The 21,073-nt window shown below is 73.8% G+C and carries 19 protein-coding genes; 6 read left to right on the top strand and 13 right to left on the bottom strand.

Translation table 11 applies throughout. The annotated features are described in order from the left end of the window. Positions 1-42: 42 nt before the first annotated feature. The 5 genes from ACZ4XJ_RS11720 to ACZ4XJ_RS11700 are packed head-to-tail and all read right to left on the bottom strand — an operon-like array spanning position 43 to position 5,717. Positions 43-1,302 (bottom strand): MFS transporter, encoded by a 1,260-nt coding sequence (locus ACZ4XJ_RS11720; RefSeq protein ID WP_468496046.1) that lies wholly within the window; start codon positions 1,300-1,302, stop codon positions 43-45. Continuing rightward, a complete protein-coding gene (locus ACZ4XJ_RS11715; RefSeq protein ID WP_468496045.1) occupies positions 1,299-2,348 on the bottom strand; it encodes an enolase C-terminal domain-like protein in 1,050 nt (349 codons plus the stop codon). The genes ACZ4XJ_RS11720 and ACZ4XJ_RS11715 overlap by 4 nt, the downstream gene beginning before the upstream one ends. Then, complete coding sequence (locus tag ACZ4XJ_RS11710) at positions 2,345-3,454, bottom strand: PLP-dependent cysteine synthase family protein (RefSeq protein WP_468496044.1); 1,110 nt, start codon at positions 3,452-3,454, stop codon at positions 2,345-2,347. Before ACZ4XJ_RS11710 ends, ACZ4XJ_RS11715 begins: the two co-directional genes overlap by 4 nt. Then, positions 3,451-4,452, bottom strand: coding sequence for a Rossmann-like domain-containing protein (locus ACZ4XJ_RS11705; RefSeq protein WP_468496043.1), 1,002 nt, complete (start codon positions 4,450-4,452; stop codon positions 3,451-3,453). Before ACZ4XJ_RS11705 ends, ACZ4XJ_RS11710 begins: the two co-directional genes overlap by 4 nt. After that, positions 4,449-5,717, bottom strand: a complete 1,269-nt coding sequence (locus tag ACZ4XJ_RS11700; RefSeq protein ID WP_468496042.1) for an ATP-grasp domain-containing protein — start codon at positions 5,715-5,717, stop codon at positions 4,449-4,451. Before ACZ4XJ_RS11700 ends, ACZ4XJ_RS11705 begins: the two co-directional genes overlap by 4 nt. 321 nt (positions 5,718-6,038) lie before the next feature. Between ACZ4XJ_RS11700 and ACZ4XJ_RS11695 the strand changes: the two genes are divergently transcribed. From ACZ4XJ_RS11695 to ACZ4XJ_RS11685, 3 genes are all read left to right on the top strand, one after another. Beyond that, the gene (locus ACZ4XJ_RS11695) at positions 6,039-6,959 is read left to right on the top strand and encodes an ion transporter (RefSeq protein ID WP_468496041.1); all 921 of its coding nucleotides are present in this window, start codon (positions 6,039-6,041) and stop codon (positions 6,957-6,959) included. Positions 6,960-7,126: 167 nt separating this feature from the next. Further along, entirely contained in the window at positions 7,127-7,912 is a 786-nt protein-coding gene (locus ACZ4XJ_RS11690) for a molybdopterin-dependent oxidoreductase (RefSeq protein WP_468496040.1), read from the top strand. After that, a complete protein-coding gene (locus ACZ4XJ_RS11685; protein WP_468496039.1) occupies positions 7,896-8,516 on the top strand; it encodes a cytochrome b/b6 domain-containing protein in 621 nt (206 codons plus the stop codon). Before ACZ4XJ_RS11690 ends, ACZ4XJ_RS11685 begins: the two co-directional genes overlap by 17 nt. 45 nt (positions 8,517-8,561) lie before the next feature. On the opposite strand, the gene ACZ4XJ_RS11680 is transcribed toward ACZ4XJ_RS11685, so the two are convergent. The 6 genes from ACZ4XJ_RS11680 to ACZ4XJ_RS11655 form a co-directional block, all read right to left on the bottom strand. Beyond that, positions 8,562-10,130: a hypothetical protein gene (locus ACZ4XJ_RS11680; protein ID WP_468496038.1), complete on the bottom strand. Its 1,569-nt coding sequence runs from the start codon at positions 10,128-10,130 to the stop codon at positions 8,562-8,564. Between the two features lie 129 nt (positions 10,131-10,259). Then, positions 10,260-10,919 (bottom strand): ABC transporter ATP-binding protein, encoded by a 660-nt coding sequence (locus ACZ4XJ_RS11675; protein ID WP_468496037.1) that lies wholly within the window; start codon positions 10,917-10,919, stop codon positions 10,260-10,262. Then, the gene (locus ACZ4XJ_RS11670; protein WP_362876598.1) at positions 10,912-11,832 is read right to left on the bottom strand and encodes an ABC transporter ATP-binding protein; all 921 of its coding nucleotides are present in this window, start codon (positions 11,830-11,832) and stop codon (positions 10,912-10,914) included. The genes ACZ4XJ_RS11675 and ACZ4XJ_RS11670 overlap by 8 nt, the downstream gene beginning before the upstream one ends. Before the next feature lie 89 nt (positions 11,833-11,921). After that, positions 11,922-12,794 carry an ABC transporter permease gene (locus ACZ4XJ_RS11665; RefSeq protein ID WP_468496036.1) on the bottom strand — a complete coding sequence of 291 codons (873 nt, stop codon included), beginning with the start codon at positions 12,792-12,794 and terminating at the stop codon, positions 11,922-11,924. Beyond that, entirely contained in the window at positions 12,787-13,752 is a 966-nt protein-coding gene (locus ACZ4XJ_RS11660; RefSeq protein ID WP_362876471.1) for an ABC transporter permease, read from the bottom strand. The genes ACZ4XJ_RS11665 and ACZ4XJ_RS11660 overlap by 8 nt, the downstream gene beginning before the upstream one ends. 46 nt (positions 13,753-13,798) lie before the next feature. Next, positions 13,799-15,397, bottom strand: coding sequence for an ABC transporter substrate-binding protein (locus tag ACZ4XJ_RS11655; RefSeq protein WP_468496035.1), 1,599 nt, complete (start codon positions 15,395-15,397; stop codon positions 13,799-13,801). A 242-nt stretch (positions 15,398-15,639) separates the two neighbouring features. Between ACZ4XJ_RS11655 and ACZ4XJ_RS11650 the strand changes: the two genes are divergently transcribed. Then, entirely contained in the window at positions 15,640-16,614 is a 975-nt protein-coding gene (locus ACZ4XJ_RS11650) for a fibronectin type III domain-containing protein (RefSeq protein WP_468496034.1), read from the top strand. Positions 16,615-16,764: 150 nt separating this feature from the next. Next, positions 16,765-18,789 carry an ATP-binding protein gene (locus tag ACZ4XJ_RS11645; protein WP_468496033.1) on the top strand — a complete coding sequence of 675 codons (2,025 nt, stop codon included), beginning with the start codon at positions 16,765-16,767 and terminating at the stop codon, positions 18,787-18,789. Between the two features lie 143 nt (positions 18,790-18,932). On the opposite strand, the gene ACZ4XJ_RS11640 is transcribed toward ACZ4XJ_RS11645, so the two are convergent. Further along, positions 18,933-19,118, bottom strand: a complete 186-nt coding sequence (locus ACZ4XJ_RS11640) for a DUF5999 family protein (RefSeq protein WP_362876467.1) — start codon at positions 19,116-19,118, stop codon at positions 18,933-18,935. 156 nt (positions 19,119-19,274) lie between these two features. On the opposite strand from ACZ4XJ_RS11640, the gene ACZ4XJ_RS11635 reads away from it, so the two are divergent. Beyond that, on the top strand, positions 19,275-19,721 hold the full coding sequence (locus ACZ4XJ_RS11635; protein WP_468496032.1) for an SRPBCC family protein: 447 nt from the start codon (positions 19,275-19,277) through the stop codon (positions 19,719-19,721). Between the two features lie 5 nt (positions 19,722-19,726). Here the strand turns inward: ACZ4XJ_RS11635 and ACZ4XJ_RS11630 are convergent, their stop codons facing one another. After that, complete coding sequence (locus tag ACZ4XJ_RS11630; RefSeq protein ID WP_468496031.1) at positions 19,727-20,953, bottom strand: acyl-CoA dehydrogenase family protein; 1,227 nt, start codon at positions 20,951-20,953, stop codon at positions 19,727-19,729. Positions 20,954-21,073 lie beyond the last annotated feature (120 nt).

The following is a 21,073-nucleotide window of genomic DNA, read 5'->3' as shown; positions in this document are numbered from 1 at the left end:
CGTGGTGGGGCGCGGGGCGGGCGTTCGGGAGGTGGGCGCCGCTCATCGGGGCTCGTTCGCCGGTCGGGCGGTGCGCGGGTGGGTGGCCGGTTCGGCGGGGAGGACGCCGGCGCGGTGCAGTCGGGTCATGCCCGCGGCCGAGGCGAGGCCCAGGGCGAGGCAGCAGGCGTAGGGCAGCCAGGTCGCGCCGGTGTGTCCGCCGGCGTCCATGGCCCAGCCGATGCCGGCGCTGCCGAGGGCGGCGGCGAGGCCGGACACCGCGTAGAAGAGGCCGTACGCGGTACCGGTGAGGCCGGGACGGGCGAAGGCCGGTATCAGCTCCATCACGAAGGGCTGGGCCGTCATCAGGCCGAGGTGCAGCAGCAGGACGCCGGCCAGGACGGGCAGCAGGGCCAGGGGCCGTCCGGTGACGTCGGCGACGAGCATCGGCGGGAGGAATCCGGCGGCCATCAGGGCGAGTCCGACGGCGATCCAGCGGGCCCGGCCGCCGAGGGCCGTCAGGCGGCGGGTGAGGCGAAGTTGGAGGAGCAGGTGGGCGAGCGTCCCGGTGAGGAAGAGCAGGCCGATCGAGCCGTTCCAGCCGGAGGCGCGGGCGGCGGCGTGCGGCAGGAGCAGGTAGAGCTGGTTCTCCAGGCCGTACATGCCGACCATGGCGAGCGAGAAGGCCAGGAACCTGCGGTTGCCGGCCACCTCGCGCCAGTCGGCGAGGACGGGTCCTTCGGGGGCGGCGACGGCGCGGGCGGGCAGGACCAGGATCTGGGCGAGGGTGAGGACGGCGAAGACGCCCGCGGCGGTGAGCGCGGCGGCCCGGAAGTCGACGAGCATCAGCAGGCTGCCGAGCAGCGGTCCGAGCAGGGCTCCGGTGGTGGCGAACACGTTGAACAGGGCGAAGGCCTCGGCCTTTCGCCCGTCGGCCTCCTGGGCGACGTAGGTGCGCACGGCGGGGTTGAAGAGGGCCCCCGCGAGCCCGCTGAGTACGGACGCGGCGACCAGCAGCGGCAGGGAGTCGCCGAGGGCGAAGAGGGCGAAGCCGACGGTGCGCAGGGCGCAACCGGCGATGATCACGCCGCGGGCGCCGAGCCGGTCGGCGGCCGAGCCGCCGATGAGGAAGAGGCCCTGTTGGCTGAGGTTGCGCAGGCCGAGGACGATGCCGATGACGGCGGCGGACAGTCCGAGGTCGTCGGACAGGTGGGTGGCGAGGTAGGGGATGAGCAGGTAGAACCCGGTGGTGACGCCCAGTTGGTTGAGGAGCAGCAGGCGCACGGCGGGCGGGAAGCTTCGTACGGTGGCCAGGGTGTTCACCGGGGCGCCGCCCCGGGGGTCGGGTGGATGCCGAGGCCGGGGCGGCCGGAGGGTCGTACGGTGCCGTCGGCGCCGCCGATCCCGGTCCACGGGTCGGCGGCGAGCAGCAGGTGGCCGTCGAGGTCGACCCAGCGGGCCCGGTCGGCGAGGTGCACGGCGGGTGCGATGCCGAGGGTGCTGGCGGTGAGGCAGCCGAGCATGAGGTCGGTGCCGGTGCCGCGCAGGGCGGCATGGATGCGCAGGGCGGCGCGGACGCCGCCGCACTTGGCGAGTTTGACGTTGACGCCGTGGACGCGGCCGGCGAGGGCGGCGGCGTCCTCGTAGGAGACGGCGTCCTCGTCGGCGATCACCGGTACGGGCGACTCCCGGGCGATCCGGGCCAGTTGGTCGGGGGCGCCGGCGGCGATGGGCTGCTCGACGGCGCCGACGCCCAACGCGTGGAAGCGCGGGAGCAGGTCGAGGCTGCGGCGGGCGCTCCAGGCGCCGTTGGGGTCGAGCAGCAGGCTCGCGCCGGGAGCGGCGGCGCGTACGGCCGCCACCCGGGCGAGGTCCTCGCCCGGGTCGGGGGATCCGGCCTTGACCTTGAGGGCGGTGAAGCCGCTGCGGGCCAGCCGGGCGGCCTGGGCGGCGGCCCGCTCGGGCGCGACGATGCCGATGGTGCGCGTGGTGGCGGCGACGGGGGGTTCGGGGGCGCCGAGCAGGGCGTGGACGGGGCGTTCCGCGCGGATGCCGATCAGGTCGAGGAGGGCCGCTTCGAGGGCGGCGGCCACCCCGGCGGGCAGCGACCGCCAGGGCACGGCGGCGGGGTCCTCCCATCCGGTCTCGGGGTCGGGGAGCCGTTCCACGGCCGGTCGGACGGCGGCGAGTCGGCGCAGGATCCGGGGCGTGGGCAGGCCGAGGTGGTCGCTGCTGACGGCCTCGCCGCAGCCGCGCAGGCCCTCGTGCTCGACGGTGACCCGGACGGCGTCGCGACGGGCCATGACGGAACGGGAGATGCGCAGCGGTTCGGCCAGTTCGAGCGAAGTGGTCCGCCAGCTGAGCTTCACGCGGCGCCTCCGCCGAGCAGGGCGGGCCGGGCTGCGGCCGGGTCGACGACGGTGCGGCAGCGCGCCCAGCCGGTGGCCTCGGCTGCCTGCGGGTGGCCGATCTCCAGCGGCCGGACGGCGAGTTCGGCCCGGTCCAGGCCGTGGGCGCGGCAGAACTCGTCGTCGTAGACGGTGCCGAGATAGCGGTGCGGACCGTCGGGGAAGACGGTCGCGACGACCGCGCCGGCCTCGACCCGGGCGGCCCAGGCGGAGACCAGGGCGACGGCCCCGGTGCTCCAGCCGCCGCTGACGAAGCTGGTGCGGGCGAGCCTGCGGCAGGCGTCGACGGCCTCGGCGGGCCCCACCCAGTGCACCTCGTCGAAGGCGTGGTGGGCGACGTTGCGGGGGTGGATGCTGCTGCCGAGGCCGCGCATCAGGCGGGGTCGCGCGGGTTGGCCGAAGATGGCGGAGCCCACGGAGTCGACGCCGATGACCTTCAGGCGCGGCCAGCGGCGGCGCAGGGGTCCGATCAGTCCGGCGCTGTGGCCGCCGGTGCCGACGCTGCACACGAGGACGTCCAAGTGGTCCAGTTGGGCGGCGAGTTCGGCGGCCATCGGCAGGTATCCGGCCGCGTTGTCGGGGTTGTTGTACTGGTCGGGCCAGTACGCGTCGGGCGTGCGGGCCAGCACCTCGTGCAGCCGGACGATCCGCGCCGCCTGCCAACCGCCCTCGCGGGCGGGCCGGTCGACGATGTCCAGCCGGGCCCCGTGACTGCGCAGCAACTGGCGCATGGAGGACTCCAGTTCGGCGTCGCCGACCAGGATCACGGGGTGCCCGAGGGCCTGCCCGGCGAAGGCGAGGCCGATCCCGAGGGTGCCGGAGGTGGATTCGACGACGGGCGCACCGGGACGCAGCTCGCCGCGCCGGCGCGCACCGCGCAGCATCGACAGGGCCGCCCGGGCCTTCATCCCGCCCGCCCCGAGGCATTCGAGCTTCGCCCAGAACCCGGGCTGCGGAAACGGCAGTTCGGTGCGGATGCGGGCGAGGGGGGTGTCGCCGGCGAGGGTCAACAGGTCGGGGTTGCCGGCGCCGACGGGCAGCCGGCGGGGCAGGAAGGCCGTGCTCATCGCGGTCCTCCGTAGCGGTGGATGACTCCGGGTCCGCCGTCGAGCCAGAAGAAGGGGTAGGGCTCGGCGGAGACGGCGCTGACGCCGGCGCCGAGGAACCGGGGCAGGACGGCGCTGCCGGTCTGGGCGAACATGACGAGGGGCTTCGCGGTGGCGGCGGCGTGGTCGAGCAGCGGCTGGAAGGTGCCGTTGCCGAGGGTCATGCCCGAGGCGAGGACGGCGTCGCACTCCTCCAGCAGGGCGAGGGCGTCCGTGTGGAGGGGTTCGCCCCATTCGGTGGCGCCGCCCTTGAGGTCGCAGGGCAGGTAGTCGATGCCGCGTCGGCGCAGTTGCTCCAGGAGGGAGTTGACGACGCCGACGACGAGGACCCGGCGGGGCCCGTGCCGCGGCAGCAGGTCGACGACCGCGCGGGCCCTGGCCCGCGAACGGTCCAGCGAGCCGCCGGCGGGCAACGGGTACGAACGGGCGCCGTGCGCGGGGGTGTGGGGGCGCACGTGGGCCAGGTAGGCGTCCAGCGCCGCGATCCGCACCGGGCGCAGGGGGTGGTCGAGCAGGTCGGCCACGCTCGCGCCGACCACCTCGTCGAGGGCGGTGGCGGGCAGGGTGCCCGGCTCCACGGCGCAGGAGCCGACGGCCGCGGCGAGGCGCAGGCTGAGCACCTCGTTGCGGTACCCGCCCGCACGGCCTTCGTGGCGCACCGCCTGGGCCGTGGTGAAGGCGAGCGCGATGCGCTCCCCCCGCGGGTCCGGCCCGTATCCGCCGTCCCGCACCCGCGCGACGAGCTCCGCCACGCTCCGTACGACACCGTCGTCGCGCTCCTCCTCGGAGCGCGCGGGCCGGGGCAGGAGGGGGCGGGGGCGTGAGGTCGGCCCGTCCGGGGCGTGCTCCCGTACTCCTGCCCGGCCGGGTGGGGTCCGTTGCGCGTGCGGCGCGGTCCCGGGACCGGGCGGGTCGTGCGGCGGCGGGCCCGGGTGGACCGGGTGGCTCGGGGTCGTCATGCGGGCACCGCCGGGGACTCCTCGTAGCGGGGCCGAAGGCGCGTGAGCAGCCGTTCGGCGGCGACGCGGGCGCCGTGGCCGGCGTCGGCCGTCATGACGTGGCCGAGGTACTCGTTGTTGCTGGTCGCGGCCCGTACGGAGCGGCCGGGTTCGGCGAGGCTGAGCTCCAGCACCTCGGGCAGGTCGCGGACCCCTTCGGCGCCCTCGACGGCGGCGAGGGTGCCGGTGGCGGCGGGCAGCAGGAAGGCGATGGCGGCGCTGTGCACCCCGGTGGCCCGGGGCGTGAGGTCGGGGGCCGCGCCGAGGGCGACGTCGACGCAGGCGGCCGCGAGGTCGACGCCCGTGACGTGGCGGACCAGTTCGGTGATCCGGTTCCCGGCGGGGCGGGGGTTGACCTCGACGACCCGGGGTCCCAGCGGTGTCAGCTTGATCTCGGTGTGGCACACGACGTGGTCCAGTCCGAGGGCCTCGACGGCGGCCCGCGCGGTGTCCGCGGCGGCGCGCGCCTCGGCGGCCGGGAGGTCGGCCGGGAACATGTGGCCGGTCTCCACGAAGGCGGGGGATCCGCCGATGCTCTTGTCGGTGACGCCGACGACGTGCGTGACGCCGCCGTGGGAGACGGTCTCGACGCTGACCTCGGGCCCGGTGAGGAGCTCCTCCAGCAGGACGACGGGGGTGCGGTCCTGTCCGCGCGCGTTGACGGGGAACGCGGCGAGGTCCCGGCAGGCGCGTTCCAGTTCCCGTTCGTCGCGCACCTCCCGCACGAGCATCCCGGCGCACAGGTCCACGGGTTTGACGACCAGCGGGTAGCCGATGTCCCGGGCCGCGTCCGGGATCCGCGCGGGGTCCTCGCAGGCCGCGAAGCGCGGGCCCGGAACTCCGGCGTCCGCCAGGGTCCGGCGGGTCAGGTCCTTGCGGCAGGCCGCTTCGACGGCCGGGACGGCCGGCCCGGGCAGCCCGAGGCGTCGCGCGACGCGGGCCACCGCGGGCAGGTAGTAGTCGCAGGAGGAAACCACCCCGTCGAAGGCCAGCACGGCATGGAGCCGTTCCAGCCGGGCCGGCAGGGCGTCGGCGTCGTTCGTGTCCGTCGTGACGATGTTGCGCGCGGCGAGCAGCGGGTGCGCCCCGCCGCCGCCGGCGGCCCGCAGGTAGTGGTGGAGGTCGCGGGTGACGAAGGTGAACTCGTGCCCTCCCTCACGGATCGCCCTCGGCAGGAGTCCGCTCATCGACCCCACCCAGCTCTCTACAACCAGCAGATGTGCCACGCCACTTCCTCTCGGACCACGCCGGAATCCCGGAGCGCGGCAGTGCGCCGAGCCGGGTCGACCAGACGTTATCCGAAATCGTTTTCATTTCCAATAGCGGGCTCTCCGTACCGGCCCGACCCGTCCCACCGGGTCGGGCGCCACGGGCGCACGGGCCCCGCGGACCACCCCGACCGCTCCGCGGAGCGACCCCGGATCGCCGGGCGGGCGGGTGGTGTCTGAAACCCGTTCGTCCGTGCGGCGTTAGACGGCTCGGACCGGCGTGCGCGCCAGCGCACCGAACCGGTCCGGCCCGATGCCGATGGAAGTACGAGGAGCGAAATGACGGACCCGATGCCGGCCGGACGCGGTCGCAGGAGACTGGCCGCCCGATGCCGGCGGATCACCGAGGACCCCTCGTTCGGGATGGCCGTCTTCGTCGTGATCCTGCTGAACGCGGCCCTGATGGGGGCCGAGACGTACAGCGGGCTCGCCCGGACGCACCGGCAGGCGTTGGGCATCGCCGAGGAGTGCTGCCTCGCCCTGTTCACCCTGGAGATGCTGCTGCGCATCGGCTCGTTCACCGACCGGCCGAAAGCATTCTTCCGGGACCCGTGGAACATCTTCGACCTGGTGATCGTCGCCTCGGCGTTCGTACCGCTGCTGCGCGAGAACACCACCGTGCTGCGGCTGCTGCGGCTGGCCCGCGTCCTGCGCACCGCCCGGTTCCTGCCCCACCTGCGCATCCTGCTGGTCGCGGTGGGCCGCAGCCTGCCGGGTACCGCCAGCTTCCTGTTCGTCGGCGCGCTGGTGCTGTACGTGTACGCGATGGTCGGCTGGGTCTGCTTCGCGGAGTCGGACCCGCAGCACTACGGCTCGATCGGGCGGGCCTCGCTCACCCTCTTCCTCCTCACCACGCTGGACGGCCTCACCGACGCCGTCCGGGCCGGGTTGCAGATCTCCCGGTTCAGCATCGTCTACTACGCCTCCTACGCGCTGCTCGCCTCGTTCGTGCTGGTCAACGTCCTGATCGGGGTGGTGCTCAACTCGCTCGACGAAGCCCGGGAGATGGAGGCCGAGGACAAGCGGGCCCGCGACCGCGCCGAGGGCACGGGCGATCTCGCCGAGGAGGTCCGGGAGCGGATCGTGGCGGCCCGGACGGCCCTGGACGACCTGGAGGCGAGCCTCGCGGACGTCCCCTCCACCCCCGCTCCCGGAACCCGGGGCGAGGAACGGAAGCGGGAACTGGAGTCGGCCGTGTAGAGCGGCCGGGACGCCGCGGGTGGGGCCTCCGGTGGCCCGGGCGCGGGCGGCCACGGGCCCCCGAGCGGGTCCGGAGACGGCCCGGACCCTGTCGGGGATGTGACGGAAGTCCGACGTGCGGCCGGCTGCCCTGGCGTCCGGGGCGCCCTTGGTGGTCGAATCGACGGGTGAGCACGCACAAGGACACCGAAGCCGGAACCGGCGGCCCGCCGGAGGACACCGGCGCCGGCCCCCCGCAGGACCCCGACGGTCACGGCGCCCCGGTCGGCCGCCGACTCGTCCTGGGGATGGCCGGGCTCGGCGCCGTGGGACTGGCCGCCTCGCCCTGGCTGCGTCGGGCGGCCGAGGCCGGACTCGGCGCCGTCGCGGGCAAGGACCCGACGGGCCTGACCGGGATGCTGCCCAACGGGGGCGGCTTCCGCTACTACTCGGTGGCCTCCTCCGTCCCCGAACGCGGCCCGGCCGACTACCGCCTCACCATCGGCGGCCTGGTCGAGCGGCCGGTCTCGTACCGCCTCGACGAGCTGCTCGCGATGCCGCAGACCCGGGTGGTCCGCGACGTCCAGTGCGTCACCGGCTGGCGGGTGCCCGCCACCCCCTTCGAGGGCGTGCCCGTGGGGCGTCTCCTGGACGCCGCCGGAGTGCTGCCCGAGGGGCGGGCCATCCGCTTCGACTGCTTCGACGGGACCTACACCGAGAGCCTCACCCTCCCCCAGGCCCGGCGCGAGGACGTCATGGTGGCGCTGAGGATGCAGGACCGACCGCTGAGCCACCGCCACGGCGGGCCGGTCCGCCTGTACGTGGCGCCGATGTACTTCTACAAGTCCGCGAAGTGGCTCTCGGGCATCACCGTGACCCGTGACGTGGAACCCGGCTACTGGGAGGAGCTCGGCTACGACGTCGACGCCTGGGTCGGCAAGTCGAACGGACGCGACGATGCACCCACCGTCTGACCTGCCGCCCCGCGTGCGCCGCTTCGGCCGCGCCGAGCGCTGGGTCCACCGGCTCACGGCCGCCCTGATGGGCGTGTGCGTGGTCTCCGCCGGCTGCCTGTACCTGCCGCCGCTCGCGGAGCTCGTCGGGCGCCGGCATCCGGTCGTCACCGTCCACGAGTGGTCGGGGCTGCTCCTGCCGCTGCCCCTGCTGGGGGGCCTGGCCTCCCGGGCCTTCCGCACCGACCTGCGCTTCCTGAACCGGTTCGGGCCGCACGACCGGGTCTGGCTGCGCTCCGCACTGCGCCGCCGGGGGCCGAGGCCGGCGGGCAAGTTCAACGCCGGGCAGAAGCTGTACGCGGCCTGGTTGGCCGGAGCGGTCCTGGTGATGCTGGGCACCGGACTGCTGATGTGGTTCACGGGGCTCGCGCCCCTGGCCGTCCGCACCGGGGCCACCTTCGTCCACGACTGGCTGGCCCTTGCCGTGGGCATCGTGCTCGCCGGGCACATCGGCAAGGCCCTCGGCGACCCGGAGGCCCGGCGCGGCCTGCGCACCGGCTACGTCGCCCGCTGGTGGGCCGAGCACGAGCACCCGCTGTGGCGCCCCGGGGACGGGCCCCGCTGAACCCCCGCCGGTTCGACGGGGGTTCAGCGGGGGTTCGGCGGTCGGTCAGCCGCCGTCGCGGACGGCGACGATGCCGTTGAACACGCCGACGTACGCGGTGCCGTCGGGGCCGAGGGTGATCGGCGCCCAGTTGTTGTCGTACAGCGGTCCGGTGCCGGTCAGTTGGCGCCACCGGCGCTCACCGGTGCGGAAGTCCACCGCGGTGAGGTACCAGGCGTCGATCCCCCAGAAGTTGGGCTCCTTCTCGTAGAAGTAGAGGAGCCCGTTGGCGGTGGAGAGCTTGGGGACCACGGAGGGAGCGCGGATCGCGCTCTCCCAGACCGTGTCGCAGCCGCTGCCGTCGGCCCGTACGTCGATGCGACTGACGCCGCCGACCACGGACTTGCCCAGCAACAGCGAGGTGGGGTTCTCGTAGCCGTAGTTGTTCTCGACGACGATGCTGTTGCCCCAGGTGATGAGGGAGTTGTCGGTCGTCGAGGCGCCCGGGCCGAACACAGGCACCTTGCAGACGAGGCGCCGGTCGGCGGGCACGTCGGTGCCGCGCCGGTAGACGAGGACGTTCATCCGGTCGTCGGCATTGTCGGTGATGGCGACGTAGCCGTTGCCGAAGAGGTCCGGGGTGGTGCCCGAACCCTGGTTCACGGAGCCGGGCTTGGTCCCGGTGCCGCGGTCGTACGTCTGGCGCCACCGCACCTCGGGGGCGCCGTCGGCGGTGGCGCGGAAGCTGTACAGGGCGTGGTCGGTGACGATGGAGACCCCGTCCTCGGCGACCGAGAAGGAGTTCTGGATCTCCTCGCCGGGCAACCGCAGCGAGCGGATCCGCGAGGTCGCCGGGTCCACGGTGCCGACGCGGCCCTGGCGGGTGACCCACCAGATGCGGCCGTTCCAGTCGGGCATCACGGAGGTGATGGGGTCGCAGGTGCCGCTGGGTCGCAGGTTGGTCCAGGTGACGCAGTCGTGCGGGACGTGGCCGGTGAGGTCCCAGTCGTCGTCGACGGTGAACTTCCAGCTCCCGTCGGGGTTCTGGGAGTGCGAGAGGCGCAGGACGTGCTGGCGGGAGTCGGCCAGCACGGCCCGGTCCTGGTTGTCCAGGTAGAAGTAGGCGCCGCCCGAGGTGTCCTTGAAGATCTTCGCGAAGTCGAGTGAGGTGATCGCCTCGACGGTCGAAGAACGTTGCGGGAGCTGGTACTCCGCGAGCGTGGCGAGCGTACGGGGCTCCAGGAGCTTGACCTTGAAGCCGGAGAAGGTGCCGCAGACGGTGACCAGGCGGCCGCCCGTGTCGAAGGTGGCGGTGGCGCACTCGCCGCCGAGGGCGGCGATCTTCTCGCTGGTGACCTGCGGGTTGCGGCCGAGGGGGCCGGACCACGGGGACGTGGCGCTGCCGGCGGCGTCGGAGTGCATGCCGCTGCGGCCGTTGGGCGCGAGGTACGGGTGTTGCGGCGGGGCCTCCCCGGGCAGCGGGGCGGCGGTGGCGGGGCCGCCCTCGTACTGGCTGACCAGGCGGTGGCCGGGCGCCTTGGGGATCTCCTCGGCCTGGGCCGGCCCGATCCCGTACATCACCGTCAGGACGGCGAGGGCGGGGACCACGGCGCAGTTCAGCGCTCTTCGGAACATCCGGGCATCCTCCTTCGTCTTCAGTTTTGTTGACATTGCGTCTGACATCGCGCCGCCGCCAGACGCTAGATCGCACTGCCCGAGGAGTCCATGGAAGAGCCGGATGATTCACGAAGGCGCAACAGTCGATCAAGGAGCCGTGACGTCGCTCCAGTGCGTCGTACGGTCGCACCAGCGGCCGAGGAGGACCGGATCGTGGCCCACCGCGAGGAGTCCGGCGCCCGTTTCGGCGCGGTACTCCTCGACGACCGCGACCAGCGCGGCGGTGGTGGAGGCGTCCAGCATCGCGGTCATCTCGTCGCACACCAACCAGCGCGGTCGCAGGATCAACGCCCTGGCCACGCAGGCGCGTTGCAACTGACCGTCACTGACCTCGTGGGGGCGCCGGTCGAGCAGGTCGGCACCTAGGGCGACCCGGTCGGCGAGTTCGGCGACCCGGTCCCCCGCCTCCTCGCGCCGACCCGTGGCGCGCAGCGGTTCGGCGACGAGGTCGCGCAGCCGAAGCCGGGGATCGGCGGACAGCCTGGGCTGCTGGAAGACGACGCCGACCTCGGTGCGCAGGGAGCGCGGGGCCCGGTGACGGAAGCCCGTCACGGTGCGGCCGTCGAGGGCGACGCTCCCGCGGTCGGGCCGGTGCAGCAGGGCGGCGACCCGGGCCAGGGTGGACTTGCCGCAGCCGCTCGGCCCCAGCAGGCCGAGGGCCTCCCCGGGGCGCAGGGTCAGGTTCGCGTCCCGCACGACGGGGCTGCGCCGGTCGTATCCGGCGGTGATCCCGGTGAGCTCAAGCATGGTGGCAGGCCACCCCTTCGGTTAGCGGGGGTCGGTCGGTGCGGCAGCGGGCGTCGGCCAGGGCGCAGCGGGCGGCGAAGGCGCAGCCGGGCGGCAGGTCACCGAGTTCGGGCGGGGCGCCGGGGATGGGGGTGAAGGCCCGCTCGGGCAGGGCGTCGAGCAGTCCGCGGGCGTAGGGGTGGCGGGGCCCGGGCGCTCCGAAGAAGGCTTCGGCGGGGGCCGTCTCCACGATCCGTCCCGCGTACATGACGGCGACGGTGTCGGCGATCCGCTGGGCGGCGGCGAGGTCGTGGGTGATCATCAGCAGCGCGCGGTCGGCGTCCCGGGTGTGGGCCCGCAGTTCGTCGACGGTGCGGTGGACGAGGTCCCGGTCGAGGCCGGTGGTCGGCTCGTCGGCGAGGAGCAGGGGGGCGTCGCCGACGAGGGCGAGGGCGGTGGCGGCGCGCTGGGCGAGGCCGCCGGAGAGTTCGTGCGGGTGGCGGTCGAGGTGGCTCGCGGGGAACTGGGCGCGCGCGGCGGCCTCCTCGGCCGCGGCGCGCAGTCGGGCCCCGCGCGGGCCCTTCGCGCGCCGGTCGCGCGCTCCCTCGCCGGTGAGTTCCCGGACGGTCTCCTCCAGGTGGGACCGGATGGTGCGGACGGGGGTGAGGTGGGCGGCCGGGCTCTGCGGGACCAGCCCGATCCGGCGGCCCCGTACGGTGCGGGCGAGGGTCGCCTCGTCGGCGGCGAGCAGGTCGAGGCCGTCGGCGAGCCGGGCGGAGCCGGCGGTCTCGGCGTTGCCGGGGAGCAGGCCGAGGAGCGCGGAGGCGAGGACGGACTTGCCGCAGCCGCTCTCGCCGACGAGGGCGAGGCATTCGCCGGGGCCGAGCCGGAAGGTGGCGCCGGTGACGGCCTCGACGTATCGGTCGCCGCGCATCCGGAAGCGGACCGAGAGCCGGTCCACGTCGAGGACGGTTCCGGCGGGGGGTCCTTCGACGGGGACGGCCGCGGCGGGCACGGGCGTGGTCACAGGGTCAGCTCCGAGCGGCGTCGGGGGTTCAGCCGGTCGCGCCAGGCGCCCGCGAGGCCCGCGATGGCGAGCGTCGGGACGATCAGCAGCAGGCCGGGGAAGAGCGTGGGCCACCAGTCCCCGGCGAGCAGCGAGCCGCGCGCCGTCTGGACCAGGTTGCCGAGGCTGGCCTGGTGGGACGGCAGGCCGAGGCCGAGGAAGGAGAGGGCGGACTCGTGCCACATGGCGTGCGGGACCATCAGGACCGCGGCGAGCCCGGCCTGCGGGAGCACGCCGGGCACCAGGTGCCGTACGGCGACCCGCAGGCGCGAGGCCCCGCCGGAGACGGCGGCGTCCACGTAGGGACGGCCGCGCAGCGAGAGGACCTCGGCGCGCACGATCCGGGCGGTGGACAGCCAGTGGGTCAGGGCCACCGAGACCACGACGGGCCACACCCCGGGCCGGAACATGGCCACGATGAAGATGCCGAGCAGCAGGTGCGGGATGGACGAGAGGGTGTCCACGGCCCGCATGACGAGGCGGTCGGTCCAGCCGCCCAGCGCCCCGGCCGCCGCTCCGACGGCGGTGCCGATGACGGTGGCGACCAGGGCCGCCACCAGGCCGACGAACAGGGAGACCCGCAGTCCGTAGACGCAGCGCAGGAGCAGGTCCCGGCCGACGTCGTCGGTGCCGAAGGGGTGTTCCCAGGACGGCGGCAGCAGCTTCGCCGTGAGGTCGACGGCCTGCTGGTCCAACTGCGCCAGCGGGGGCACGAGCAGGACGGCGAGGACGATGACGGCGACGACGGCGGCGCAGACGCGCACGCGCAGCGTCCGGGTGGAGCGACGGGCCGCGCCGCGGGACGTCCAGGTGATCGCCGGGTCAGCCATCGAAGCCCACTCTCGGGTCGGCCAGTCCGTAGAGCAGGTCGGACAGCAGGTTCCCGACGAGGACGGCGGCCGTGGCCAGCACGGTCAGCGCTGCCAGCAGCGGAAAGTCGACGGACGTGGCGGCCTGGACGGTGGCGGCGGCGATGCCGGGCCAGCTGAACACGGTCTCCACCAGGAGGGCTCCGGTGATCAGTTCGGGGACGCGCGAGCCGATCAGGGTGAGCATCGGGAGCATGCCGGAGCGCAGCCCGTGGCCCAGCAGGATCCGGCGTTCGGCGATGCCCCGGGCCCGGGCGCCGCGGACGGGGTCCTCCTCCAGCGCGTCGGCCACGCCCTGGCGGACGTAGAGGAAGAACCAGGGCAGCTGGGAGATGCCGAGCACCAGCGCGGGCAGCACCAGGTGGGAGGCGACCTGCCCGAAGGTGATCGTGTCGTCGGCCGCGTCCGTGAGGCCCCCGGAGGGCAGGACGCCCAGGCGTACGGCGAAGAACCAGATGGCCAGCAGCCCCAGCCAGAACGCGGGGGCCGCCTCCAGCGTGTACGCGAGGGCGGACACGGCGCGGTCGAGGAGGCTCCCTTGGCGGCGTGCGGCGAGCACGCCGAGCCCGGTGCCGAGCAGCACGGCCACGGCGAAGGCGCAGCCGGCGAGCAGCGCGGACCAGCCCACCCGCTCGACGATCACGTCCATGACGGGGCGACGCATGACGGAGGAGGTGCCGAGGTCCCCGGTGAGGGCGGAGGTGAGCCACTCCCACCAGCGGACCGGCATCGGCCGGTCGACGCCGAGGTTGATCCGCAGTTGGTCGAGTTCGGCCTGCGAGGCGGTGAGGCCGGCGGTGCCGGCGTACGCCTTGACCGGGTCGAAGGGGGACATCGCGGCGACGGCGAAGACCCCGAAGGTGACGACGAGCAGGACCGGGCCGGCGAACAGCAGCCGCCGCCCGGTCATGCGCGCCATCGGCCCCCAGGGGAGGCGGTGGGAGCGGCTGGTCACGTGGGTCGGCTCACTTCTGCTTCGGCTTCCAGGTCTCCACGTTCCACCAGGGGCCGGTGCCGAGACCGTGGTCGTGCGGCTCGACCTGGGTGGTGGGTCCGTCCCACTTGTCGTTCATCACGTACAGGTGGTCGATGTGGGTGAGGAACACGTAGCCCGGGTTCTTCACGAGTTCGCGCTGCACGGTGTCGTAGGCGTTCTTGCGGACGGCCGGTTCGCCGCTGCGGCGACCGTCGACGAGCGCCTGGTCGACGGTCGGGTTCTCGTACCGGGCCATGTTGTTGAAGCCGTCGCCGCCGAGGGAGGAGGTCAGCAGCAGGTACTGGTCGAAGTCCGGGTCGGCCGGGGAGCCGCCGCCGGCGAGGACGGCGTCGGTCTTCATGCGGGGCTCGATGACCTCCCAGGTCCCGGCCTCGGTCCTGACCTCGATGCCGGCCTTCTTGGCGTCGGAGGCGAAGGCGAGGGCGTGGTCCTGGCGGAGCTTGTCGCCGGAGGGGTACCAGAGCGGGAAGGCGGCGCGGACGCCGTCCTTGACGCGGATGCCGTCCTCGCCCGCCTTCCAGCCGGCGTCGTCGAGGATCTTCTTCGCCCTGTCCGGGTCGTACGGGCGCTCGGTGCCGGCGGTGAACCAGGGGCTGCCGACCGGGACCGGCCCGTAGGCGGCCTTGCCGGCGCCCTCCAGGAGCTTGTCGACCATGGTCTTCCGGTCGACGGCGATGTCCAGCGCCTGCCGGACCGCCACGTCACCGGTGACCTTGTGGTGCGTCGGGAGGGTCACGTTGCGGTAGTCGAAGGACTTGGCCGCGTACGTGGTGCGTGCCGGGTCCTTCTCGAAGCCGCGGGCGAGGTTGGGGGGCAGCACGGCCGCGTCGAGCTCGCCGGAGCGCAGCCGGGTGGCGCGGACGTCGTCGTCCTTGATGACGGCCATGGTGAACTTCTTCACCGCGGGCTCGCCGCCCCAGTAGGAGGGGTTGGCCTTGAAGGTGATCTTCTCGCCCCTGGACCAGCCGGCGAGCAGGTACGGGCCGGTGCCGACGGGCTTGGTGCCGAAGTCGCCGCTGTTGACGTCCTGCTTGCCCGCGACGTGCTCGGGGACGACGGGCAGGACGGTCCGCTCGGCGAACGCCGCGTAGGGGTACTTCAGGGTGAAGACGACCCGGTCCTCGCCCTGCGCGGTGACGCTCTCGACGGCGTCCAGCTCGGTCCTCGACGGGTTGTTCGTGGCCGGGTCGAGGATGGTCCGGTAGGTGAAGACCACGTCCTTGGCGCCGAAGGGCGCCCCGTCGCTGAACTTCACGCCCTGGCGCAGCTTGTACGTGTACGTGCGGCCGTCGGCGGAGACCTCGGGCAGCGCCTCGGCCAGCGCGGGCGTCAGCTTCATGTCGACGTCGTGGGCGAGCAGCCCGTCGAAGACCTTGGAGTTGCCGTCCTTGCCGTAGCCCAGGAGCGGGCTGAGGGTGTCCGGTTCGGTCGCGATGCCGACCACCGCGGAGTCGGCCGCCGAGGCGGACGCCGCGCCACCCGTCGGGTTCGAACAGGCCGCCACGCCCGTGATGAGTACGGCGGTCAGCGTCACCGCGGCCGCTCCCCGTGCTGTCCGGGCCGTCATGCGCACATCCTTGTTCGCGATTATCCGTTATTGCAAAGAAATGGCAATAGTGCCAGATGAGGGCCGGGGGGACCGAATCGACCGGCGCACGCCACACGGCCCCGATCCGCTCGTTCCGGGCAAATCCCGTGCCCCACAAGCGGATTCCGGCCACCCGGGGGTTGCCCGGAACCCGCCCCGCGTGCCATATATGTCTAGACCTTTACGGCGACCACGAGGACGCCCGACCGCGGAGGCCGGCCTTGCGACGCACCGCTCCTTCGCGCCCCCGTCCGGCGGCGCTCGCCCGCTGTCTGGCCCTCGCGGCGCTGACGGCGTTGACGGCCTGCGCGAACGGCGACACCGAGCCCCCGCGCGCGCCCGCCGGGCTCACCGCCCAGGCCGGCAGCGCCACCTCCGTGCACGTGATGTGGGCGGCGGCGGCGCCCGCCGACGGCGTGACCGGGTACCAGGTGTTCCAGGCCGGGCAGCTGGTCCGTGACCTCCCCGCCGAGAAGACCATGGTCGACATCACCGACCTCGCCCCGCGGACGCCCTACGACTTCACCGTCCGGGCGCGCGACGCCGCCGGCAACCGCTCCCCCCTCAGCGCCCCCGCCCGCGCCACCACCCCGGCCGCCCGGGCCGAGGACCGGCAACCGCCCGCCGCCCCGCCCACCGGCACCGGCAGCGCCCTGGGCCCCCGTACGGTCCGCCTCGCGTGGGCGGCGGCCGCCGACGACACCGGCGTCACCGCCTACGACATCCACCAGGGCGGCGTGCGGATCCACACGGTCGGCCCCGGCGAGACCTCCACCACCCTCGAAGGGCTCCAGCCCGGCACCACCTACTCCTTCACCGTCCGCGCCCGGGACGGCGCCGACAACTCCTCCCCCGACGGACCCCCCGTCTCCGTGACCACCCCCGCCGACCCGGCCCAGGGCCCCGGCACCGCCCCCGCCGCGTTCACCGCGACGGCCTCGCCCGGCGCCGTCGACCTGTCCTGGACCGCCCCCGACACCGGGCGGGCGACCACCGAGTACCAGCTCTACGTCAACGGACAGCCCGTCACCGTCATCCAGTTCGGCGCGGGCGCGAAGCCCGGCGGCCCAGCCACGCACCGCCTCACGGCCACCGAGCCGCCCGGTACCGCCTGGACCCTGAAACTCCGGGCCCGACTGCCCGACGGCAACTGGGGCGCCTTCTCCGCGGAGCGGCGCGTCGTCCTCGCGGGCTGACGCGAGCGAGTCGTTCCGGCCGGCCGAACGAACCGAACGGCACTGCCACGAAAGAAGATCGCGCACAATACAACCGTGTTCGGTGAGTACTCGGTCAACGACAATCAGGCAGACTCCGCAGGCGGGGGCCCTGCGCCGGACTCTGGCGCCGTGCCGGGAAATCTGCCGCCGGAAACGGCGAGCTTCGTCGGCCGGGACGGTGAACTCGCCGCACTCGGAGCACTGCTCGGCGATCGCAGGCTGGTCACCCTGACCGGGGTGGGCGGCGTCGGCAAGTCCCGCCTCGCCCTGCGGGCCGCCGCCGACCGGGGCCAGGCCCGCCCCGACGGGGTCTGGTGGGTGGAGCTCTCCCCCCTGCGCGACCCGCAACTGCTCACCACCACCGTCGCCCACGCCGTCGGCCTGGCCGACCACTGCGCCCACTCCCTCGACGAGGAACTGTGCGCGTGGATGGCCGACAAGGAACTCCTGCTCGTCCTCGACACCTGCGAACACCTGGTTCCCGCCGTCCGCCACCTGGTGGCCGAACTCCTCCAATCGGCGCCCGGGTTGACGGTCCTGACCACCTCACGGGAGCGACTGGACTCCCCCGGCGAGACCGTCGTCGACGTACGACCGCTGTCCTGCGAGGGACCCGACAGCGACGCCCTCGCCCTCTTCCGGGCCCGCGCCACGGCCGCCGGCGCGCGAGTCGCCGAGATCTTCGAGGACCCCGACCGGACCGAGATCGCCACCGAGGTGTGCCGCCGGCTGGACGGGATCCCGCTCGCTCTGGAGCTCGCCGGGGCCCGGATGCGGCGGTGGTCGCTGGAACAGGTGGCGCAGCGGTTGGGGGCGCGCTTCGACCTGCTCACCGACACCCGCGCCGCGCTGCTGCCCCGGCACCGGACCATGCGCACCGCCATCGGCTGGAGCCACGAGCTGTGCGAGCCCGTGGAACGGCTGCTGTGGGCCCGACTGTCGGTGTTCACCGGGGACTTCGACGTGGCGGCCGCCCGGGCCGTGTGCGCAGGCGGCCCGTTGGCCGCGGCCCGGGTGGAGCGCGTCCTGGACGGCCTGGTCGCGAAGTCCGTCGTACGGCGCTCCCCCGAGCGCGGCGCGGGGGCCCGCTACCGGATGCTGGACACCATCCGCGAGTTCGGCCACGACTGGCTGGCCGAGCTGGGCGAGGTACGGACCGTCACGGACCGGCACGCCCACTGGTACGCGGCCCTCTCCCAGGCCGCCGAACGGGGCTGGATGGGCCCCGGCCAGGTGGACTGGTACCGCAGGGTGACCGCCGAGCACGCACAACTGCGCACGGCCCTGGACCACCTGCTCGGCGCGGATCCCGGCGCCGCACTGGAGATGTCCGGGGCCCTGTGGTTCTTCTGGTTCGCGTGCGGACACGTCCACGAGGGCCGGGACTTCCTGGAACGCGCCCTGGACGGCGGACCGCCGGGCGGTCCCGGTCACGTCCAGGCCCTGTGGGCGCTCGGGCTGACGGCCCTGCTCCAGGGCGACATGGCCCTCGCCCAGGACCTCGGCGCGCGCTGCACCCGGGAGGCGCACGCGCTCGCCGACCCGGAGCGGGAACTGCGCGCCGCCTACCTGCGGGCGGTGTCGGTCCTGATGCCGGGCGACCCGCAGGCGGCGCTCGTCCTGGCCGGCCCCCGGGCGCGGGCGGGCCGCGGCGGACGCGCCGGGGGGACGGGTTGGCTGCTCTGCCGGCTGGCCACCGGCTACGCCCTGTGCGACCTCGGGCGCTTCGAGGAGGCCGCCGACGAGGCGCGCGAACTGCGGGAGGCGTGCGCGGAGCTCGGCGAACGATGGCTCCGGGCCTACGCGGATTACATCCTGGCCGTGTCGGCGCTGGGACTCGGCCACCACGGCGAGGCCGCCCGCTGGGTACGGTCCATGCTGTCGGGCAAGCGGCTGCTGGGCGACCGCTTCGGCATCGCGCTGGGCCTGGACGTCCTCGCGGCGGCGGTGGCGGCCCTGGGCGACGGAGAACTGGCCGCACGGCTGCTCGGCACCGGGCACGCCTGGTGGCGCACGGTGGGCAGGCCGCAGATGGGCGGGTCGCCCTCGCTCACGGCCCTGCGGGACCGGGGCGAGCGGCAGGCCCGCGCGGCGATCGGGGACGCGGCGTACGAGAGCGCGTTCCTCGGCGGCACGGCGGCGCCCACCGGCTGACCGGCAGCCGGTGAGCGGCGTGGATCGGGGGCTCCCGTCAGTACGGGAGGGGTCTGCCCGACGGGGTACGCAGATCCAGGTCTCGGGGGGCGGGTTTGGGGACGGGCTTGCGGATCAGCTGCTGGCGCATGCTGCCTCCTCGCTCAGACCAGGGCCGGTCGACGGGGTTCCACCGTCCGGCCTTCGGGGAGCAGTTCACCGGTGTCATCGAAAAGCACCACGCCGTTGCACAGCAGGTTCCAGCCCTGTTCGGGGTGGGAGGCCACGGTACGGGCAGCGTCGTGATCGGCGCTGTCGGCGGTCGGGCAGGGTGGCTGGTGGGAGCACATTGGCGCACCTCCTCGCAGAGTGGGGCGGGAGGGCCGGTGGTCACCCGGTCGAATCCGCGATCCACGGTGGCGGTGAGTATTGCTGATCGCCACCCCCGGACGGAACCCATATTCGTGGTCCAGTTCAGGGTGTGTATGCCCGCTTACCATGCGCTCATGCCAGCTATCCGGATCATTCACCGCACACCGCTCCCGCCGGCCGAGGCCTGGCGGCGGCTCACGGACTGGGAACGGCACGGCGCACAGGTTCCGCTCACCCGGACGACCATCGAAACGGCGCCTCCGACGCACGTCGGAACGCGGTTCACGGCGCGCACGGGGGTGGGCGGGATCACCTTCGACGACCCGATGGAAGTGGTCCGCTGGCAGCCCCCCGCGCCGCCCGCCGCCGGACTGGTCCGGCTGGAGAAGCGCGGGCGGGCGGTGACCGGCTGGGCGGAGATCGAAGTCCGCCCGCTCCCCTCGGGGGGTACGGAGGCGCACTGGCGCGAGGACCTGCGCGTACGGGGCCTGCCGCGCCTGTTCGACCCGCTGACGGCCGCGGCGGGCCGCGTGCTGTTCACCCGCGCGCTGACCCGTCTCCTGTCCCCCGACGGCCGTTGAGGCCGCTAGCGGATCGGCATCCCGGAGAGCGTCCGAGCGATCACCAGCCGCTGGATCTCGCTGGTGCCCTCGAAGATCGTGTAGATCGCGCTGTCCCGGTGCATCCGCTCCACCGGGTACTCGCGGGTGAAGCCGTTGCCGCCGAGGATCTGGACGGCCTGCGCGGTGACCTTCTTGCACATCTCGCTCGCGAACAGCTTGGACATCGAGCCCTCCGCCGAGGTGAACGGCTTGCCCGCGACCGCCATCCAGGACGCCCGCCACACCAGCAGCCGGGCCGCGTCGATCTGCGTGCGCATGTCGGCGAGCTGGAAGGCGACGCCCTGGTTGTCGATGATCGGACGGCCGAACTGGGTCCGGGTCCTCGCGTAGTCGAGGGCCACCTCGTACGCGGCGCGGGCCGTGCCGACGGCCATGGCGCCGACCGCGGGCCGGGAGGCCTCGAAGGTGGCCATCGCGGCGTTCTTCACCCTCTCGCCGCCCGCCGCCGCCCGCTCGCGGGCCCGCGCGAGCCGCTCGTCCAGCTTGTCCTTGCCGCCGAGCAGGCAGGAGCCCGGGATCCGGCAGTCCTCCAGGACCACTTCCGCGGTGTGCGAGGCGCGGATGCCGTGCTTCTTGAACTTCTGCCCCTGCGAGAGTCCCCGGGTGTCGGGCGGGACGATGAAGGAGGCGTGTCCCTTGGTGCCGAGTGCGGGGTCGACGACGGCCACCACGATGTGCACGTTGGCGATGCCGCCGTTGGTCGCCCAGGTCTTGGTGCCGTTCAGCACCCATTCGTCGGTGGCCCGGTCGTACACGGCGCGGGTGCGCATGGCGCCGACGTCGGAACCGGCGTCCGGCTCGGAGGAGCAGAAGGCGGCGACCTTGACGTCGTCGGGAGTGCCGTACATCTGGGGTATCCAGGTGCCGATCTGCTCCTCGGTGCCGTTGGCGACGACGCCGATGGCCGCGAGGCCGGTGCCGACGATCGACAGGGCGATGCCCGCGTCACCCCAGAAGAGCTCCTCCATCGCCATCGGGATGCCGAGGCCGGTGGGGTCGAAGAACTGTTGGGCGTAGAAGTCCAGGGAGTAGATGCCGACCTTGGCCGCCTCCTGGATGACGGGCCACGGAGTCTCTTCGCGCTCGTCCCATTCGGCGGCCGCGGGGCGGATCACGTCGGCGGCGAAGCCGTGGATCCAATCGCGCACCTGCTTCTGGTCGTCGTTGAGCTCCATGGTGAACTCCGCCATGTCCCCTCCAGCTGTCTCACGTGGCCACCAGCGAAGTTACTGCCGGTAACCAGAACAATGACCACAGTCTGTTACCGGCCGGTAAGCACTGTCAAGCGCCGCCGATTCGATCGCGACGGT

This window comes from Streptomyces sp. NPDC029836, from assembly GCF_055574495.1.
Note: the sequence above shows the minus strand (reverse complement) of the source record. Positions and strands in the feature narration are given on the sequence as shown.

Coding starts and splice junctions, on each gene's coding strand:
- ACZ4XJ_RS11710 (WP_468496044.1), bottom strand. CDS start 3,454: ATGAGCACGGCCTTCCTGCCCCGCCGGCTGCCCGTCGGCGCCGGCAAC.
- ACZ4XJ_RS11705 (WP_468496043.1), bottom strand. CDS start 4,452: ATGACGACCCCGAGCCACCCGGTCCACCCGGGCCCGCCGCCGCACGAC.
- ACZ4XJ_RS11695 (WP_468496041.1), top strand. CDS start 6,039: ATGACGGACCCGATGCCGGCCGGACGCGGTCGCAGGAGACTGGCCGCC.
- ACZ4XJ_RS11685 (WP_468496039.1), top strand. CDS start 7,896: ATGCACCCACCGTCTGACCTGCCGCCCCGCGTGCGCCGCTTCGGCCGC.
- ACZ4XJ_RS11680 (WP_468496038.1), bottom strand. CDS start 10,130: ATGTTCCGAAGAGCGCTGAACTGCGCCGTGGTCCCCGCCCTCGCCGTC.
- ACZ4XJ_RS11675 (WP_468496037.1), bottom strand. CDS start 10,919: ATGCTTGAGCTCACCGGGATCACCGCCGGATACGACCGGCGCAGCCCC.
- ACZ4XJ_RS11670 (WP_362876598.1), bottom strand. CDS start 11,832: ATGCGCGGCGACCGATACGTCGAGGCCGTCACCGGCGCCACCTTCCGG.
- ACZ4XJ_RS11665 (WP_468496036.1), bottom strand. CDS start 12,794: ATGGCTGACCCGGCGATCACCTGGACGTCCCGCGGCGCGGCCCGTCGC.
- ACZ4XJ_RS11660 (WP_362876471.1), bottom strand. CDS start 13,752: ATGGCGCGCATGACCGGGCGGCGGCTGCTGTTCGCCGGCCCGGTCCTG.
- ACZ4XJ_RS11655 (WP_468496035.1), bottom strand. CDS start 15,397: ATGACGGCCCGGACAGCACGGGGAGCGGCCGCGGTGACGCTGACCGCC.
- ACZ4XJ_RS11640 (WP_362876467.1), bottom strand. CDS start 19,118: ATGTGCTCCCACCAGCCACCCTGCCCGACCGCCGACAGCGCCGATCAC.
- ACZ4XJ_RS11635 (WP_468496032.1), top strand. CDS start 19,275: ATGCCAGCTATCCGGATCATTCACCGCACACCGCTCCCGCCGGCCGAG.
- ACZ4XJ_RS11630 (WP_468496031.1), bottom strand. CDS start 20,953: ATGGCGGAGTTCACCATGGAGCTCAACGACGACCAGAAGCAGGTGCGC.